Annotated in this window: 18 protein-coding genes; 12 read left to right on the top strand and 6 right to left on the bottom strand. The window is 54.0% G+C overall.

The genetic code is table 11. The features are described from left to right. The first annotated feature begins 45 nt into the window (after window positions 1-45). The 6 genes from C7433_RS19285 to C7433_RS19310 all read left to right on the top strand — a co-directional run bounded on the left by C7433_RS19285 (window position 46) and on the right by C7433_RS19310 (window position 6,080). On the top strand, window positions 46-1,101 hold the full coding sequence (locus C7433_RS19285) for an SPOR domain-containing protein (protein WP_110268741.1): 1,056 nt from the start codon (window positions 46-48) through the stop codon (window positions 1,099-1,101). 96 nt (window positions 1,102-1,197) lie between these two features. Further along, window positions 1,198-2,010: an adenine-specific DNA-methyltransferase gene (gene dam, locus C7433_RS19290; protein WP_006120998.1), complete on the top strand. Its 813-nt coding sequence runs from the start codon at window positions 1,198-1,200 to the stop codon at window positions 2,008-2,010. Window positions 2,011-2,076: 66 nt separating this feature from the next. Continuing rightward, the gene (gene rpe, locus C7433_RS19295) at window positions 2,077-2,760 is read left to right on the top strand and encodes a ribulose-phosphate 3-epimerase (RefSeq protein WP_006120997.1); all 684 of its coding nucleotides are present in this window, start codon (window positions 2,077-2,079) and stop codon (window positions 2,758-2,760) included. After that, window positions 2,744-3,421 (top strand): phosphoglycolate phosphatase, encoded by a 678-nt coding sequence (locus tag C7433_RS19300; protein ID WP_006120996.1) that lies wholly within the window; start codon window positions 2,744-2,746, stop codon window positions 3,419-3,421. The genes rpe and C7433_RS19300 overlap by 17 nt, the downstream gene beginning before the upstream one ends. A gap of 17 nt (window positions 3,422-3,438) precedes the next feature. Then, entirely contained in the window at window positions 3,439-4,443 is a 1,005-nt protein-coding gene (trpS, locus tag C7433_RS19305; protein ID WP_006120995.1) for a tryptophan--tRNA ligase, read from the top strand. 353 nt (window positions 4,444-4,796) lie between these two features. Further along, window positions 4,797-6,080 carry a cytosine deaminase gene (locus C7433_RS19310; RefSeq protein ID WP_033741564.1) on the top strand — a complete coding sequence of 428 codons (1,284 nt, stop codon included), beginning with the start codon at window positions 4,797-4,799 and terminating at the stop codon, window positions 6,078-6,080. A 36-nt stretch (window positions 6,081-6,116) separates the two neighbouring features. Here C7433_RS19310 and tsgA read toward each other — a convergent pair whose 3' ends face one another. Continuing rightward, a complete protein-coding gene (gene tsgA, locus C7433_RS19315; protein WP_110268742.1) occupies window positions 6,117-7,295 on the bottom strand; it encodes an MFS transporter TsgA in 1,179 nt (392 codons plus the stop codon). A 259-nt stretch (window positions 7,296-7,554) separates the two neighbouring features. Here tsgA and ppiA point away from each other — a divergent pair, with 259 nt between their 5' ends. The 5 genes from ppiA (at window position 7,555) to C7433_RS19340 (ending at window position 11,011) form a co-directional block, all read left to right on the top strand. Beyond that, the gene (ppiA, locus tag C7433_RS19320; RefSeq protein ID WP_033741562.1) at window positions 7,555-8,127 is read left to right on the top strand and encodes a peptidylprolyl isomerase A; all 573 of its coding nucleotides are present in this window, start codon (window positions 7,555-7,557) and stop codon (window positions 8,125-8,127) included. A gap of 78 nt (window positions 8,128-8,205) precedes the next feature. Further along, a complete protein-coding gene (locus C7433_RS19325; RefSeq protein ID WP_006120991.1) occupies window positions 8,206-8,376 on the top strand; it encodes a YhfG family protein in 171 nt (56 codons plus the stop codon). Next, on the top strand, window positions 8,366-8,965 hold the full coding sequence (locus tag C7433_RS19330) for a putative adenosine monophosphate-protein transferase Fic (protein ID WP_006120990.1): 600 nt from the start codon (window positions 8,366-8,368) through the stop codon (window positions 8,963-8,965). The genes C7433_RS19325 and C7433_RS19330 overlap by 11 nt, the downstream gene beginning before the upstream one ends. Window positions 8,966-9,126: 161 nt before the next feature. Then, window positions 9,127-9,702, top strand: a complete 576-nt coding sequence (locus tag C7433_RS19335; RefSeq protein ID WP_006122311.1) for an aminodeoxychorismate synthase component II — start codon at window positions 9,127-9,129, stop codon at window positions 9,700-9,702. 88 nt (window positions 9,703-9,790) lie between these two features. Further along, window positions 9,791-11,011, top strand: coding sequence for an aspartate aminotransferase family protein (locus C7433_RS19340; RefSeq protein ID WP_033741559.1), 1,221 nt, complete (start codon window positions 9,791-9,793; stop codon window positions 11,009-11,011). 1 nt (window position 11,012) lies between these two features. On the opposite strand, the gene C7433_RS19345 is transcribed toward C7433_RS19340, so the two are convergent. Together C7433_RS19345 and crp are read right to left on the bottom strand one after the other, a co-directional pair. Next, window positions 11,013-13,088, bottom strand: coding sequence for a YccS/YhfK family putative transporter (locus C7433_RS19345; RefSeq protein WP_033741557.1), 2,076 nt, complete (start codon window positions 13,086-13,088; stop codon window positions 11,013-11,015). Window positions 13,089-13,146: 58 nt separating this feature from the next. After that, a complete protein-coding gene (crp, locus tag C7433_RS19350) occupies window positions 13,147-13,779 on the bottom strand; it encodes a cAMP-activated global transcriptional regulator CRP (protein ID WP_000242758.1) in 633 nt (210 codons plus the stop codon). Window positions 13,780-14,081: 302 nt separating this feature from the next. On the opposite strand from crp, the gene C7433_RS19355 reads away from it, so the two are divergent. Continuing rightward, window positions 14,082-14,486 (top strand): OsmC family protein, encoded by a 405-nt coding sequence (locus tag C7433_RS19355; protein ID WP_033741554.1) that lies wholly within the window; start codon window positions 14,082-14,084, stop codon window positions 14,484-14,486. Between the two features lie 29 nt (window positions 14,487-14,515). On the opposite strand, the gene C7433_RS19360 is transcribed toward C7433_RS19355, so the two are convergent. From C7433_RS19360 to C7433_RS19370, 3 genes are all read right to left on the bottom strand, one after another. Beyond that, complete coding sequence (locus C7433_RS19360) at window positions 14,516-15,385, bottom strand: phosphoribulokinase (RefSeq protein WP_033741552.1); 870 nt, start codon at window positions 15,383-15,385, stop codon at window positions 14,516-14,518. A 61-nt stretch (window positions 15,386-15,446) separates the two neighbouring features. Continuing rightward, window positions 15,447-15,665 carry a YheU family protein gene (locus C7433_RS19365; RefSeq protein ID WP_033741550.1) on the bottom strand — a complete coding sequence of 73 codons (219 nt, stop codon included), beginning with the start codon at window positions 15,663-15,665 and terminating at the stop codon, window positions 15,447-15,449. A gap of 4 nt (window positions 15,666-15,669) precedes the next feature. Then, complete coding sequence (locus C7433_RS19370) at window positions 15,670-16,686, bottom strand: hydrolase (RefSeq protein WP_006120557.1); 1,017 nt, start codon at window positions 16,684-16,686, stop codon at window positions 15,670-15,672. Window positions 16,687-16,717 lie beyond the last annotated feature (31 nt).

Raw genomic sequence — 16,717 nt, forward strand, 5'->3', positions numbered from 1 at the left:
CGCGCGGGTGCGCAGTGCGAACGGCCGCTTTACGGAGGAGGCAAAATGGATGAGTTCAAACCGGATGATGAGTTAAAACCTGACGCCAGTGACCGTCGTCCCTCGCGCCCACGTAAATCGTCCTCTGCGACGAAAGCTCCGGTCTCGCGCCAGCACGTCATGATGGGCGTCGGTATCCTTGTGTTGCTGCTGCTCGTGCTGGGCATTGGCTCAGCGCTCAACGGCGCTGACGACAGCAAATCCGCGTCGTCCTCTACTGACAAAGGCACCGCCACCAGCGGGGCCGCAGGATCGGGCAACGGAAAAAATATTGATCTCAGCGGCTCCACCGCCATGAGCGGCGGTCAGAACGCCACGGGAACAGCACAGCCTTCCACCGGCACTCCGAATGCAGCAGGAGCGGAACCGGCAGCGGGGGCGACAAATGCGCCACGTGATATTTCCATGCCACCGGTTGCATCCACACCCACGCAGGCAGCCCCGGTTGAAACCCCGGCTAATCAGCAACGCATTACATTACCCGGCGACCTGAACAGCGCATTGACCAACCAGCAACAGCAGGTGGATGGCGCCGCACAGGGTGCAGAAGGCAACAGTTCTTTGCCGACCGCACCCGCTACGGTGAGTGGTAAAGCAGGTGCAGCGGTGAGTCTTCCCGCTCCAGGTCGTCAAAACGCCGCGCAGGCACCCGTCACGCCGCGTCATACGCGTGAGCCTGCCAGAACGGCGTCTAAACCCGCAGCCAGCGAGCATAAAACCCACACAACGCCAGCGCACTCCTCCGTGAATAACGCGCCAGCAAAAGCGGCGGGCAGTAGCGCAACGGCCAGCAAATCAGTACCGGGCGGCAACTACACGTTGCAGTTGAGCGGCGCATCTAAAGCGGAAAGCCTGAATGCCTGGGCGAAGAAGCAAAACCTGAGTGCGTACCATGTGTATAAAACCACGCGCAATGGTCAACCCTGGTATGTGCTGGTCAGTGGTTCTTACGCCACGCCGGCCGACGCAAAGCGTGCCGTTGCGACATTGCCTGCAGAGGTACGTGCACAGAATCCCTGGGTGAAACCGGTCAGTCAGGTCAGGAAAGAAGCCAGTCAATAAGTGATGTGGGGCCTGCCCATGCGGGCCCTGTTTTAAGCGCAGATCTGCTGTCGGTTCAACCACAGCCTCACAATAAGATGTAATTACCACGACAGCATGAAAAAAAATCGCGCTTTTTTGAAATGGGCGGGGGGAAAATTTCCCTTAGTCGAAGAGATCCACCGTCATTTGCCGCAAGGTGATTGCCTGATCGAACCCTTCGTTGGCGCGGGCTCCGTGTTTCTTAACACCGATTTTGATCGCTATCATCTGGCCGACATCAACAACGATCTCATCAATCTCTACAATATTGTCAAAACGCGCACGGCGGATTTTATTCGCGATGCGCGTTTACTGTTTACCAGCGAAACAAACAGCGAAATCCGTTATTACCAACTGCGCACGGAGTTTAACCTCAGTCATGACGCTTATCAGCGTGCGCTGCTGTTCCTCTATCTGAATCGCCACTGCTACAACGGCCTGTGCCGCTACAATCTGCGTGGTGAGTTCAATGTGCCGTTTGGGCGCTATCGTAAACCTTACTTCCCGGAAGCCGAGCTGCTCTGGTTTGCCGAACGGGCGCAAAAGGCGACGTTTGTCTGTGAATCCTACGATGTTACCCTGAACAATGCCCAAAAAGGCTCTGTGGTATATTGTGATCCGCCGTACGCGCCGCTGTCCGCAACGGCTAACTTCACGGCTTACCACACCAACAGTTTTAGCCTGCATGAGCAGCAGCATCTGGCGCAACTGGCCGCAAAGCTGGCGTCTGAGAGTCAAATTCCGGTCCTGATTTCTAACCATGATACGGAACTGACGCGTTGCTGGTATCAGGATGCCGTGTTACATGTGGTCAAAGTCCGGCGTTCTATTAGCCGAAGCATAACCGGTCGCACCAAGGTCGACGAACTGCTGGCACTCTATAGCTAGTCTGTTTCGTCCGCGACCAGGGTACTACGCCAGCCATCATGCTGGCGCACAACAGTGGAGAATCGGATGAAACAATATTTGCTGGCCCCTTCCATCCTTTCGGCAGACTTTGCTCGCCTGGGTGAAGACACCGCGAAGGCACTGGCGGCCGGAGGCGACGTGGTTCACTTCGACGTAATGGACAACCACTACGTGCCGAATCTGACAATGGGACCGATGGTGTTGAAAGCGCTGCGTGACTATGGCATCACAGCTCCGATCGATGTGCATCTCATGGTGAAGCCAGTGGACGCGTTAATCCCCGAGTTTGCCAAGGCTGGCGCGACCTACATCACGTTCCACCCCGAAGCGAGCGAGCACGTTGACCGCACGCTGCAGTTAATCAAAGAGCACGGTTGCAAAGCAGGCCTGGTCTTTAATCCTGCCACTCCGCTCAGCTACCTCGACTATGTGATGGATAAACTGGACATCATTTTGCTGATGTCGGTGAACCCCGGCTTTGGTGGTCAGTCATTTATCCCCGGCACGCTCGACAAGCTTCGTGAAGCGCGCAAGCGGATTGATCAGAGCGGCTACAGCATTCGCCTTGAAGTCGACGGTGGTGTGAAGATTGATAACATTGCGCAAATCGCGGCAGCGGGTGCAGATATGTTCGTTGCCGGTTCGGCCATCTTTGGCCATCCGGATTACAAGAAAGTGATCGACGACATGCGGAACGAGCTGGAGAAAGCGAATGGCTCATTTCACTGATATTCGTGGGCTGGCCTTTGACCTGGATGGTACGCTGGTCGACAGCGCGCCGGGGCTGGCGGATGCGATCGATTTGACGCTGGCAGACCTGGCGTTGCCTGCTGCTGGCGTGGCGCGCGTATCAACGTGGATTGGGAATGGTGCCGACGTTATGATGTGCCGTGCGCTGACCTGGGCACTCGGGCGCGAGCCACACCCGGACGAGCAGCGTGATGCGCGTGTGCTGTTTGACAAACATTATGCCAGCACGGTGGAGGCGGGCAGTACCCTGTTTCCTCAGGTCAAAGAGACGCTGACACGGTTACAGGCCACAGGCATGCCGATGGCGATTGTGACCAATAAGCCGACGCCGTTTGTCGCGCCGCTGTTGCAATCGCTGGGAATCGACCAGGCGTTTTCGTTGATTATTGGTGGCGATGATGTGGTGGTTAAAAAACCGCATCCTGCCGCGATTTTTCTGGTGTTGGGTAAATGGGGGCTGCTGCCCTCACAACTGCTGTTTGTCGGGGATTCACGCAATGATATTCTGGCCGCGCAGTCTGCCGGCGTACCCAATGTCGGCATGACGTTTGGCTATAACTATGGTGAACCCATTGCCAGCAGCCAGCCCGATCTGACCCTTGACTCTTTTGACGAACTTTTGCCCGCTATCGGGCTGTAATTTATCAGGACATAAGCATGAGCAAACCCATCGTTTTCAGCGGCGCACAGCCGTCCGGCGAACTGACCATTGGCAACTATATGGGTGCGCTGCGTCAGTGGGTGCAGATGCAGGACGATTTCCACTGCATTTACTGTATCGTCGATCTGCACGCCATCACCGTGCGCCAGGATCCGGTTGCACTGCGTAAAGCCACCTTAGATACGCTGGCGCTCTATCTGGCCTGCGGCATCGATCCCGAGAAGAGCACCATCTTTGTTCAGTCGCATGTGCCGGAGCACACGCAGCTCAGCTGGATTCTGAACTGCTACACCTATTTCGGTGAGCTGAGCCGCATGACCCAGTTCAAAGACAAATCCTCACGCTATGAAGAAAACATCAACGCGGGTTTGTTCAGTTATCCGGTGCTGATGGCTGCCGACATTCTGCTTTACCAGACCGCGCAGGTACCGGTGGGTGAAGATCAGAAACAGCATCTTGAGCTGAGCCGTGATATTGCGAGCCGGTTTAATGCGTTGTATGGCGATATCTTCAAGGTGCCGGAGCCATTCATTCCAAAATCAGGCGCACGCGTGATGTCGCTGCTGGAACCGACGAAAAAGATGTCTAAGTCGGATGATAACCGCAACAATGTGATCGGCCTGCTTGAAGATCCCAAATCGGTGGTTAAAAAGATTAAGCGTGCGATGACCGACTCTGAAGAGCCGCCGGTTATCCGCTATGACATTAAAGAGAAAGCGGGCGTCTCGAATCTGCTGGACATCCTGTCAGGCGTAACCGGTACGCCGGTGACCACGCTGGAGCAGGCGTTCGAAGGCAAAATGTACGGGCACCTGAAAGGCGCGGTCGCAGAAGCCGTATCGGGCATGCTGACAGACCTGCAGGAACGTTATCATCGCTTCCGCAACGACGAAGCGTTGCTGGAAAAGGTGATGCGTGACGGTGCACAGAAAGCCCGTGCCCAGGCGCAGGAAACCCTGAAAAAAGTCTATGAAGCGGTCGGGTTTGTTTCTCAACCCTGATCGGTAACGTTGTAAGTCAAACGGCGAGCGAAGGCTCGCCGTTTTGATTTTCCCCCCGGCGTAATGGGCGGCGCAGGCTGACCACGCTGCCGACAAAGGAAAATGACGGCCAGGTACCACGCGCAAACGGAGCGGAACGTGTGCCAACCCTTCTTGCGTTTCGCTTTCGGTAATCATGTCATCTTATTCGTTCCCGACCTTTTGCTGTCGCGCCTGACCTGTCCGCAGAGGCAGGGCGCCGGTTCGGCCTCGTACGCGCTAAGTGATTTAAATAACGAATAAAGTCATCTGGAGCAGGGCAGAGAGATCGTGTTAGCTTTACTTCGCAGCGCTTAACGCATGAGGAGCCCGGAATGACAACAGCACCACTTCGCTGGATAAACAATCTGCGTTTGCCCACCCGGGAAGGGCTGTGGCAGATAGAGATCGTGGAAGGAAAAATCGCCCGCATCACGGCGCAGCCTCAGCAGCTGTCAGCCGAGGGCGCAGCACTCGATGCGGAAGGCGGCCTGGCGTACGCGCCTTTTATTGAGCCTCATATTCACTTGGATACCACCCAAACGGCGGGTGAACCGGCCTGGAATCAGTCCGGCACGCTGTTTGAAGGTATTGAGCGCTGGGCAGAGCGGAAAGCCTTATTAAGTCATGAGGATGTAAAACGGCGCGCGATGCAAACGCTGAAATGGCAGATCGCGAATGGCATACAGTTTGTGCGCACGCATGTGGATGTGTCCGATCCGACGTTAACCGCCCTCAAGGCTATGCTGGAACTGAAAGCGGAGATGGCACCCTGGATCACGATTCAAATCGTGGCGTTCCCGCAGGAAGGCATTCTGTCTTACCCTAATGGCGAAGCGCTACTTGAAGAAGCGCTGCGACTCGGCGCGGATGTCGTCGGCGCGATTCCCCATTTTGAGTTCACGCGGGAGTACGGCGTGGAATCCCTGCATAAAGCGTTCGCGCTGGCCAACCGTTACGACAGGCTGGTGGACGTGCACTGTGACGAAATTGACGATGAGCAGTCACGCTTCGTCGAAACCGTTGCCGCGCTGGCACACCGTGACGGGATGGGTGCGCGCGTCACGGCAAGCCATACCACAGCGATGCACTCGTATAACGGGGCTTATACTTCTCGTCTGTTTCGCTTACTGAAGCTCTCCGGCATCAACTTTGTTGCCAATCCCCTGGTGAATATTCACCTACAGGGTCGCTTTGACAGCTATCCCAAACGCCGCGGCATTACCCGGGTGAAAGAGCTGCTGGAGGCGGAGATTAACGTCTGTTTTGGCCATGACGACGTGTTCGATCCCTGGTATCCGCTGGGTACAGGCAATATGCTTCAGGTGCTGCATATGGGATTACATGTGTGTCAGCTGATGGGGTACGAGCAAATTAATGCCGGGCTCGATCTGATTACACGCAACAGTGCCAACACGCTGAATTTAGCAGAGTACGGTATTCAGCGTGGTCATGACGCCAGTTTTATCATTCTGCCCGCAGAAAACGGTTTTGATGCGGTCAGGCGGCAGGTGCCGGTGCGTTATTCGCTTCGGCGTGGAAAGGTCATCGCGGCGACGCAGCCCGCAGAGAGCAAAATCTGTCTGGACACGTGGGAAGCGGTGACCTTCAGGCGTTGAAGCAAAGGGCGGCGCGTTGCCGCCGCCCTGAGAGGATTAATGCGTGATATGACCGTGCGAGCGGTGTTTGGTCACCAGGCCCAGCAACGCACACATGATAAACACCACGGCGTACAGGCCATTTGCCGTTAGCAGCGCGCTGTGCACGCCGCTGTTTTTCACAATGGGTGACGTAACGACGAAGGTCAGCATGGTACCCACGGTGCCACAGGTCAGAATAAAGTTAACCAGCTTGGGAGACGCGACTTTGGTTTGTAGAGAGCCGAGCGTAATGATGGTGGTATAGATCGCGCTTGAGCTGAAGCCCAGCGTCAGAATAATCCACCGCAACATGCTTGCATCCTGGCTGCTTACGAACCAGTACATCAGCACCGTGGCCAGTCCTGCCAGTACCATCAGAATACGTTGCAGATCGAAGAAGCGCAGCAGGAAGCTGAATACCCACATGCCGACCATATAAGCGGTCCAGAAGCTTCCTACCAGTTGACCGGCATCATCAATATTCATGCCCATCACTTTGGTGGCATATTCAGGCACCCAGGAAATAAAGCCGAGCTGGCCAAGAATGTAGCATAAGGCGGCAATCGCCAGTAACAGTACGCCCAGTCCCCATTTTTCTTTTTCAACCGTTGGGCTGTTCTCTGGCTTACGCAGAACCGGAAACTCCACGAATAACGTCATGATAAAAATACCGACGTAAATGACGCCAATGCAGACGTAAACCCAGTACCACGACAGATGACGTGCCAGTAAAATGCCGGCCAGAATCGGGAAAATGGTGCCAGCCATACTAAAGAAGGAGTCCGTGAACAGCAGGCGTGAACCCCGTTGGCGGCCTTCGTACATGTGGGTAATCAGGAACGTCCCAATCGACATGGTGATACCACTGACGACGCCCAGTACGAACATGCACAGCGAAAATACCGACAGATCCCGGCTGGTCATCAGTCCGATAACGGCTAATACCATCAGCACAAAGCCAAAAATCAACTGGCGTTTGAGCGGCACAATGACCATCAACCAGGCATTAAGGAAAACGGCAGCCAGGATGCCACTGTTCAGGAAAGTGAAGGTGTTACCCATACTGTCGATGGGAATCTGGAAATCTTTCGCGATATCACCCATTACCATACCGGTGACAATCACCAGGGCACCGGTGAGCGCATAGGAAAGAAAGCTAATCCAGGTAAGGCCGATACGATTACGATTTGTCATGTTCTGAACCTGTTGGGAAGCGGGAGCGTTGAAGCGGCAGAAATTGTAAACGGAACCGTGATCTTAATAAACTAAGAGTGAAAACTGTTGTCATTCATTTCATCAATACTGTGATTTTAGTCACGAAGCGGAAGCAATCTTTTTCAGGCGTTTTTGGGTGCGTTTAGCGTAAATATAGGTAAAACGCTGGCTCTTGTATTACATGCTCTTTACAATCAATATCGTTTTTGAGCTAGCTCTCCAAAGTAAGGAATTACTCATGTTTAAACGTACTTTGACAGCGGCAGTTGCCCTGTTAGCGCTCTCTTCTGTTTCTGCCTCAGCTTTAGCGGCCAAAGGTGATACGCATGTCCTGCTGACCACTTCTGCCGGTAACATCGAACTCGAACTGAATAATCAAAAAGCACCGATCTCCGTTAAAAACTTCGTTGATTACGTTAACAGTGGTTTTTACAACAACACGATTTTTCACCGCGTTATCCCGGGTTTTATGATTCAGGGCGGTGGCTTTACCAATGAAATGCAGCAAAAACAAACCAATGCGCCGATCAAAAATGAAGCGGATAATGGTCTGCGCAACCTGCGCGGCACCATCTCCATGGCGCGCACCTCCGACAAAGACAGCGCCACCAGCCAGTTCTTTCTGAACGTCGCTGACAACGCCTTTCTGGATCATGGTCAGCGCGATTTTGGCTACGCCGTCTTTGGTAAGATCGTGAAGGGCCAGGACGTCGTGGACAAAATCTCTCAGGTGCCAACCAAAGATGTCGGGCCTTACCAGAATGTTCCCGTCAAGCCGGTGGTCATTTTGTCGGCAAAAGTCCTTCCCTGATTGTCTTGATTGCCATCCCGTTTCCGGCAAAGGGAAAATTTGCTCTTATACTTAGGGCAAACCTGAGCAGGAGGCGGTATGGCAAATACACTCACAGACAAACAGAAGGCAGCGCTCTGGCGACAGCGGCGGAATGCCAGCTATCGGGCAAGCTGTCGGCTTGAAGGCTTTACCCTGACGGAACCGGAGGTTAAGGGTGAAGAGGCGGAAGCCCGTCTGGCCTCATTAAGGAGGCAATATGGCTGCTAATACTGCCGTCACGCAGGATCCCTACCTGTGGCAAAACGACACGGTCCTCAAAAATCGTCTCGATATTCATGATGAGGCACAGTTACGAAAAGCGGAACTGAGCTTTAGCGCCGCCCGGCTTGCCACGCTTGAACTGGGCCCACCCAAAATCGGCCTGCCTTACCTGTGTCACATTCACCGTACGCTGTTTCAGGATGTCTACAGTTGGGCCGGCGAACTCCGCACGCTGGACATCTGGCGCGACGAAACCCCTTTTTGTCACTTCGAATATATCGAAAAAGAGGGTAATGCACTCATGGCCGCGCTAGAAGAAGAGAACGGCCTGGCCGATCTGCCTTTAGCTGAGTTTGCGAAACGCGTCGCCTGGTATTATTGCGAAATCAATATGCTTCATCCTTTTCGCGAAGGTAATGGCCGGGCGCAGCGTATTTTCTTTGAGCAACTTGCCCTGCATGCAGGTTACCTGCTGGAATGGGAAAAACTGAATCCGGAAGAGTGGGTCAGCGCCAGTCAGGCCGGTGCGGCAGGGGATTTACAACCGCTGGAAGACGTCTTTGCCAGCATCGTCAGCGAAGCGCATCCTGTCTGAACCCCGTTCCCGCCAGGGAGGCGAGCGCGTCTCCCTGCGCCTGATAGTCTGTTTTCCTCACATCACACTCACGTCACACCGCATGATAAGATACGGCTCTGGTCCTCATTCCGGATGCCGGGCCTTGTACATATCCTTCTGATCTGCCTGAAATCATAACCATGCTGCTGCTTATTGATAATTACGATTCTTTCACCTGGAACCTGTACCAGTATTTTTGCCAACTGGGCGCGAACGTTCAGGTGGTAAGAAATGATGCCATCACTCTAGATGAAATGACGGCGTTGCCGTTAACCCACCTGGTGATTTCACCCGGCCCCTGTACGCCCGATCAGAGCGGGATCTCATTACAGGCCATTCGCCACTTCGCCGGTCGCCTGCCGGTGCTGGGCGTTTGTCTGGGGCATCAGGCCATCGCCCAGGTGTTTGGTGCGCAGGTCGTGCGTGCGCGCGAAGTCATGCACGGTAAGACGTCTGCTGTTCAGCATAACGGCTGTGGTGTATTTCGCGGTCTGAATCAACCGCTGACCGTAACGCGTTATCACTCGCTGATTGTGAAAGCCGATACGCTGCCTGATGAATTTGACGTCACCGCATGGAGTTTACGTGACGGTCAGCCCGACGAAATTATGGGCATCCGTCATAAAACGCTGGCACTGGAAGGCGTGCAGTTTCATCCTGAAAGTATTCTCAGCGAACAGGGACATCAACTGCTCGCTAATTTCCTGCAACAGTAAAGTTGTGTTTGCCTTTAAGTGATTTTTTATGCATATTTCATGATTATTATTTCATCATGAACCAACTCATCAGTTTGCGAGGTTGTCAATGGCAGCGGAAAACATTGCGGTAACACGGGAAACGTTCGATCAGGTTATTTTGCCTGTTTATGCACCTGCGCAGTTTGTACCGGTAAAAGGCAAAGGAAGCCGGGTGTGGGATCAGCAGGGTAAAGAGTATATCGATTTCTCGGGTGGGATTGCCGTCACCGCGCTGGGCCATTGTCACCCGGCGCTGATTGAAACCCTGAAGAAACAGGGCGAAACCCTGTGGCACACCAGCAATGTGTTCACCAATGAACCGGCTTTGCGCCTGGCCAGCAAACTGATTAACGCCACCTTCGCGGACAGAGTATTTTTTGCCAACTCCGGCGCAGAAGCCAACGAGGCCGCGTTTAAGCTGGCGCGTTATTATGCCTGTAAACGTCATAGCCCGTTTAAAAGCAAAATTATTGCATTTCATAATGCCTTTCATGGCCGGACGCTGTTTACGGTCACGGTAGGCGGCCAGCCAAAATATTCCGACGGTTTTGGCCCGAAACCCGCTGACATTGTGCATGTGCCATTCAACGATTTGGCGGCAGTGAAAGCCGTTATCGACGACCACACCTGTGCGATTGTCGTTGAGCCCATTCAGGGTGAAGGTGGCGTCATGCCGGCCACGCCAGAATTTATGCAGGGGCTGCGTGAGCTCTGCGATAAACATCAGGCGTTGCTGGTGCTGGATGAAGTTCAGAGCGGTATGGGGCGCAGCGGTAAGCTGTTTGCTTATGAGCACTACGGCGTCACGCCAGACATTCTGACTTCGGCGAAAGCGCTGGGCGGTGGTTTTCCTGTCAGCGCGATGCTGACCACTGAGGAGGTGGCGTCAACGATGGCTCCTGGCGTGCATGGCACCACCTATGGTGGCAATCCGCTGGCCTGTGCGATTGCTGAAACCGCGCTGGATCTGATCAATACGCCAGACGTGCTGAACGGCGTGGAATCCCGTCGCCAGCAGTTTGTCGAGGCACTCAAGGCGATTGATGCCCGTTACGATCTGTTTAGCGATATTCGCGGCAAAGGCTTACTGGTAGGCGCGGCCCTGAAGCCGCAACATGCCGGAAAATCACGCGATATCCTCAATGCCGCCGCGGCTGAAGGCGTTATGGTGCTGGTGGCTGGTACGGATGTGATGCGTTTTGCCCCTTCACTGATTATTGAACCCGCCGATATTGAAGAAGGCATGGCGCGCTTTGCAAAAGCGGTCGGGAAAGTCCTGGCTGCCTGAGTTATTTTCGACCCAGACTGCGAATCAGCCAGCGACCATGATGCGGTCGCTGGTTCCACGCCAGCGATGAGATCGTGTGCATCACCTTAAGATGATCCAGAATGCGCCTGATGTGCTGCTCCAGTACTGTGACCGGTCCCTCGTTGATGTCTTCAATTCCCTGTAACAGATCGGTTTGCGAACTTTCGCCGTCATATTCAAGCCGCTGCTGGCAACGCTGCAGCGCAATTTCACACCATTGCAGATAGTGCTCCGCCAGCGTAGGCGGCAGCATGGTATGTTCGCGTGCCAGAATCGTCATGGCGTTGATGTGCTCAACGATAAACTGGCTGTGCGTGACCCATAAACGCATATCCTGTAAATAGCGTGCGTTAAACCCCGGCTCCTGCATCGCCTGATTTAGTGAGTTAAAGACTGCATTGTGGGCCTGATTAACGTTAACGCGCTGATAGGCGAGTACCTCGGGAGACTGTTCCGGACCAAGCAACATGCGTAACGCGTCCTGGAAAGCCTCAAGCACATCATGTGCGTTCTGTCGTAGCAGGGCACTTTGCCATTGCGGCCAAAGCCATAACGTTCCGCCAAACGCAATCAGGCAGCCCATCAGGGTATCCAGCAGGCGCGGCAGTAAGAATTGTGCGCCGTTAAGTGACAGAAGTTGCAGGGTATATACCGCGGTGACCGTGAACCCCACCATCGACCAGCCGTAAAACTGGCGGGTAAAGCGATAGCTGATAAAGGTAATCACTAGCATGATGCTCAACACCAGCGGTTCAGGGACATCCAGCCGCAGCGAGGCTGCCGCAATCACCAGCCCGGCAAAGGTGCCCAGCGCACGGTGCTGAATACGCACCCGTGTGGCGCTGTAGTTACTCTGGCTGACAAACATAATGGTCATCAGAATCCAGTAGGGTTTGGGAATCGAAAAGAACAGCGCCAGCCCGCTACCCAGCATCAGCATCACAGAAAAACGTCCGGCCGTGCGCAGGGCAGAAGAGCGCAGCGAGAGATAGCTTCTGAGTGCGGGCAGAAGCGGTAAACGGCGCTGGCGATCCGCCATCAAATCACGCTGATAAAGGGGCTTTTGTGTACGCAGTACCCGTGCGATGCGGCTGAAATGATAAAGGCAAAAATTTCCTACCGGATTGTCCGGGTGCTGACGGGCGATTTTTTCCAGTGCCCCCAGCTGCTTGTCCATATCAAAGCGACTGGACAGTTGGTGGTACAGGATGTTGTCTGCCAGCTCACGTAAACGGGCGGAAATGGTTTTCGCATTCCAGCGAATCACGGCCTCAGCATGGCTTTGTTCTACCAGTTTTTGCACTTCTTCTGGCTGATGCAGGCTGACAGAAATGTGTTCCTGTAAATCCAGTGCGACCTGAAAAGCGCGGGTCAGTCGCTTATGACTGTGATCGCGGCTGGCGGACAGCATATGCATCTGCTGATAACAGGTGTTGATGAGGTCGATTGCTTTTTGTTGCCGCGCGAGCAACGGTGGTAGCGCCTTCTCCGGATCGGTAAGTTGCGTCAACAAGGTGTACTTGGCGTCACAATAGTTCGCCAGTTCGCGGTAAATCAGACTCAGGCTTTCACGCATTGGCTGCTCTTTCCACAGCCAAAACCAGAACCAGTTAAACAGGCCATACCACAGCGTACCGCCGATGTAGAGCAGGGGCGGTACGTAAATGGGCATGCGGCCAATCAGGCTGGTGGTAAATATCGCTGCGATCAGTGTGGCAGGGAGTAACCGTGCGTGCAGTGGGCTGATTTCACCTGTCACGCCCAGCAGCAAAGGCAGGGCGAAAAGAATAAGCGGTAAGGGCACGTCTTTAAACAGAAGCCACTGCATCAGTAAGCTACCCAGGGCAAACAGGCTGCCGCCGACAATCAGGCGTTTAAAGAAGCGTTTGTGGGGCGTATCCAGACCGGCAATATTGCAGCAGGCAGGCACCAATGAGAACAGCAATCCTTTTTGCAGATCGCCAAACAGCCAGCCGAGCGCGACGGGGAGACACAACACCAGTGTCTGGCGCAGGGCATAGTTAACTTCAGGGTGATAAATTATTCTTCGCCACATCGGCTCAACGCAAATAATTCACGGCATAACGTTGCCATTATGCCGTGAAGAATAAAGCTTAGCGCGTGCCGTAAACAACAATTGTTTTGCCGTGTGCGGAGATCAGATTCTGGTCTTCCAGCATCTTCAAAATACGTCCCACGGTTTCACGTGAACATCCCACGATTTGGCCAATTTCCTGACGCGTAATTTTAATTTGCATGCCGTCAGGATGCGTCATGGCGTCCGGCTGTTTCGCCAGGTTGAGCAACGTCTGCGCAATGCGACCGGTGACATCAAGGAACGCGAGGTTGCCCACTTTTTCCGATGTGACCTGCAGACGGCGCGCCATTTGCGAGGAGAGGCGCATTAGGATGTCCGGATTCACCTGAATCAGCTGACGGAATTTTTTGTAGGAAATCTCTGCCACTTCGCACGCGGTTTTCGCACGTACCCAGGCGCTGCGCTCCTGACCTTCTTCGAACAGGCCAAGCTCACCAATAAAGTCGCCCTGATTCAGATAGGACAGAATCATCTCCTTGCCTTCTTCATCCTTAATCAGTACCGCAACGGAACCTTTAACGATGTAGTAAAGCGTTTCCGCCTTTTCACCTTGATGAATGAGCGTACTTTTGGATGGATACTTGTGAATATGGCAATGGGACAGGAACCATTCAAGTGTAGGGTCTGTTTGCGGTTTGCCGAGAACCATTCGCTATTATCCTCTGTTGTAATCGTGCCCAAAATACAGGGCTCTGTTTCCCTGCCAGGCGATGTAAGCGTTAAGCGTCTTTCCATTCAGGAAATTATTCGGGCTGCATTCGGCGCAGTGCGCATCATTCTTCCCGGCTTCGTCTTCGGATGACGAAAAATATTTTCAGCTCTGTTTGTAGCACAGCTTACGTCGACTGTCTTGTGTTGTCTCGCTTCAGCAAGATGGCGTTTTCTCTGGATTGCTGTTTCCCAGGCAAAAGCGTACGCTGAGCCAAAACAGGGTATTCTGAGGTCAAAATTATGCAGGCACGCGTCAAATGGGTTGAAGGGTTAACATTCCTGGGGGAATCATCGTCCGGCCATCAGGTACTGATGGATGGCAATTCTGGCGACAAAGCGCCGAGCCCTATGGAGATGGTGCTGATGGCGGCAGGGGGATGCAGCGCCATTGACGTTGTGTCAATTTTGCAAAAAGGCCGCAACGATGTGGTTGATTGCGAAGTGAAACTATCGTCTGAACGTCGGGAAGAAGCCCCCCGCATCTTTACCCATATCAATCTGCATTTTATCGTCAGCGGCAACGCACTTTCGGATAAAGCCGTGGCACGCGCTGTCGATCTGTCAGCGGAAAAATATTGCTCTGTCGCCATCATGTTAGGCAAAGGCGTCAACATTACCCACAGCTACGAAGTGATCGCGCTGTAATCTCACAGAGGCCAGGCTGGCCTCTGTGCTTATTCAATCCGTTTCCCTTCCATGAGCCGTTTTACTAACGGCGCCATAATTAACTCCATCGCCAGTCCCATTTTGCCGCCGGGTACCACCAACGTGTTGATATTGGAAATAAACGATCCCTGCAGCATGGCCAGCAGATAGGGAAAATCAATGTCTTCCAGCCCCTGAAAGTGGATAACCACAAAGCTTTCATCCAGCGAAGGGATGGTGCGCGCGGCAAAGGGATTAGAGGTATCCACCGTGGGGACGCGCTGAAAGTTAATATGGGTTCGTGAAAACTGCGGCGTAATGAAATTGATGTAATCTTCCATGGAACGCACTACCGAATCCATCACCGCTTCGCGTGAATGGCCACGCTCGCTGGTATCGCGCACCAGTTTCTGAATCCACTCCAGGTTGACGATGGGCACGACGCCGACCAGCAAATCGACTTTTTCCGCCACATTGTGTTGTGCAGTCACCACGCCGCCGTGCAAGCCTTCATAAAACAGCACATCCGTATCCGGTGGTAACGGTTGCCAGGGCGTGAAGGTGCCGGGAACCTGATTCCAGGGAACGGCTTCATCATAGGTGTGCAGATACTTACGCGACTGACCCTTACCGTGTTCGCCGTATTCGATGAACGTTTGCTCCAGCAGGCCAAAATCATTCGCCTCCGGGCCAAAGTAGCTGATATGTCGCCCCAGATCGCGCGCTTTTCGGATAGCCATGTCCATTTCGGGTCGGGTAAAGCGGTGAAAACTGTCCCCTTCCAGTTCGGCAGCGTGCAAACCGAGTTGCTGAAAAATTTTACGGAACGCCAGGCTGGTGGTGGTGGTTCCCGCTCCGCTGGAGCCCGTTACCGCGATAATCGGATGGCGTGCAGACATAGTTGAAGTCCCTGTGACGTCGGGCGATGAGCATTGTTAGCACGATTTTCCGTTCGTTGCATCAGCCACGAAACTCGCTTTTGCGCATGATGTTGACCGACTCGTGCAGTTCCGACCATACCAGAACGACCTCGCCTTGCTCCAGCTGACGACGCACATCGGCGACTTTTTCCGTCAGGCTCAGCTCCTGCTCGCCGTAATCCGTGCCTTCACGCAAAACAAACGCTTCTATAAGATTTTCAAGGGTTTCGGGAGAAACCTGTTCCCAGGGAATAATCACAGAGTCAGTTATCCAGATAAGAGGAAATCCACTGTGGCACGCGCTGCTCCAGCCACAACCGAGGCTGACGCAGGGTGCCACTGACGAAACCAACATGCCCACCCTGCTGTGTCAGCTGATAGGTAATAGTGGCAGATAATTGCGCAGGCTGCGGGATCACCTCATCGCTCATAAACGGGTCATCTTTTGCATGGATGATGAGCAGCGGTTTTGTCACGAACTTAAGTCGCGGCATAGCGCTGGCGCGACGGTAATAATCCGTGGCGTCGGCAAAACCATGCGCCCGGGCCGTGATCGCGTCGTCAAAGTCCCGCAGACGGCGCAGGGCGTTAAGCTGAATGAGGTTCACCGGCAACGTGTCGGGCCAGGCCCGCAGTTTACGCTGGGCATTCTTTTTTAACTGGCTTAACAGGTAACGCTGATAAACCTGTGAAAAGCCGCGCTCCAGTCGGGCGCTGCAGGGTTCCAGCATCAGGGGCGCAGACACAATCACGCCCGCGTCGATCAGGGCTTCATCACCTTGCTGGCCTAACAGGCAACCGAGCATATTCCCGCCCAGCGAGAAGCCGACAGCAGTTGTGGGTACCCGGCCCCAGCGCGTCGTCAGCCAGTGCAGGAAAAAACGCGCATCCTCGGTTTCACCGGAGTGGTATATCCGGTTCAGACGGTTCGGCTCACCGCTGCAGCCGCGAAAGTGCATTACTACCGCCAGCCAGCCACGCTGTTTGCACTGCAGCATCAGGCCATGAATATAGGGACTGTGGAAACTTCCTTCCAGGCCATGAAACAGCACCACGCGCGGTTTATGCCGGGCAAACTGAGGATCTTCACTCCAGGCCAAATCAACAAAGTCACCGTCAGGTAAATCCAGCCGCTGCCAGTGTGGCGTTAACCTTTTCGTTCGCCGTATCAGCCGCGGCAGAATGGTTTGCAGGTGCGGGTTGCCCAGACCGGGCAGGGGAATGAACGCCGCGTCGTCAGGGCCCGAAAATTTCATGTTGTAAAGGCTTGTCTGTTCCATATCACACTGTTAGCTTCGATAAGTTTTCACT

Origin of the sequence: Pantoea sp. PNA 03-3 (assembly GCF_003201175.1) — a bacterium.
GTDB classification, from domain to species: Bacteria; Pseudomonadota; Gammaproteobacteria; order Enterobacterales; family Enterobacteriaceae; genus Pantoea; species Pantoea stewartii.

What these genes read in the sequence shown, in the direction of transcription:
- C7433_RS19310 (WP_033741564.1), top strand. Translation starts at nt 4,797, where the DNA reads ATGACAACAGCACCACTTCGCTGGATAAACAATCTGCGTTTGCCCACC.
- ppiA (WP_033741562.1), top strand. Translation starts at nt 7,555, where the DNA reads ATGTTTAAACGTACTTTGACAGCGGCAGTTGCCCTGTTAGCGCTCTCT.
- C7433_RS19340 (WP_033741559.1), top strand. Translation starts at nt 9,791, where the DNA reads ATGGCAGCGGAAAACATTGCGGTAACACGGGAAACGTTCGATCAGGTT.
- C7433_RS19370 (WP_006120557.1), bottom strand. Translation starts at nt 16,686, where the DNA reads ATGGAACAGACAAGCCTTTACAACATGAAATTTTCGGGCCCTGACGAC.
- C7433_RS19360 (WP_033741552.1), bottom strand. Translation starts at nt 15,385, where the DNA reads ATGTCTGCACGCCATCCGATTATCGCGGTAACGGGCTCCAGCGGAGCG.
- C7433_RS19355 (WP_033741554.1), top strand. Translation starts at nt 14,082, where the DNA reads ATGCAGGCACGCGTCAAATGGGTTGAAGGGTTAACATTCCTGGGGGAA.
- dam (WP_006120998.1), top strand. Translation starts at nt 1,198, where the DNA reads ATGAAAAAAAATCGCGCTTTTTTGAAATGGGCGGGGGGAAAATTTCCC.
- rpe (WP_006120997.1), top strand. Translation starts at nt 2,077, where the DNA reads ATGAAACAATATTTGCTGGCCCCTTCCATCCTTTCGGCAGACTTTGCT.
- crp (WP_000242758.1), bottom strand. Translation starts at nt 13,779, where the DNA reads ATGGTTCTCGGCAAACCGCAAACAGACCCTACACTTGAATGGTTCCTG.
- trpS (WP_006120995.1), top strand. Translation starts at nt 3,439, where the DNA reads ATGAGCAAACCCATCGTTTTCAGCGGCGCACAGCCGTCCGGCGAACTG.
- C7433_RS19330 (WP_006120990.1), top strand. Translation starts at nt 8,366, where the DNA reads ATGGCTGCTAATACTGCCGTCACGCAGGATCCCTACCTGTGGCAAAAC.
- C7433_RS19285 (WP_110268741.1), top strand. Translation starts at nt 46, where the DNA reads ATGGATGAGTTCAAACCGGATGATGAGTTAAAACCTGACGCCAGTGAC.
- C7433_RS19325 (WP_006120991.1), top strand. Translation starts at nt 8,206, where the DNA reads ATGGCAAATACACTCACAGACAAACAGAAGGCAGCGCTCTGGCGACAG.
- C7433_RS19300 (WP_006120996.1), top strand. Translation starts at nt 2,744, where the DNA reads ATGGCTCATTTCACTGATATTCGTGGGCTGGCCTTTGACCTGGATGGT.
- C7433_RS19345 (WP_033741557.1), bottom strand. Translation starts at nt 13,088, where the DNA reads ATGTGGCGAAGAATAATTTATCACCCTGAAGTTAACTATGCCCTGCGC.
- tsgA (WP_110268742.1), bottom strand. Translation starts at nt 7,295, where the DNA reads ATGACAAATCGTAATCGTATCGGCCTTACCTGGATTAGCTTTCTTTCC.
- C7433_RS19335 (WP_006122311.1), top strand. Translation starts at nt 9,127, where the DNA reads ATGCTGCTGCTTATTGATAATTACGATTCTTTCACCTGGAACCTGTAC.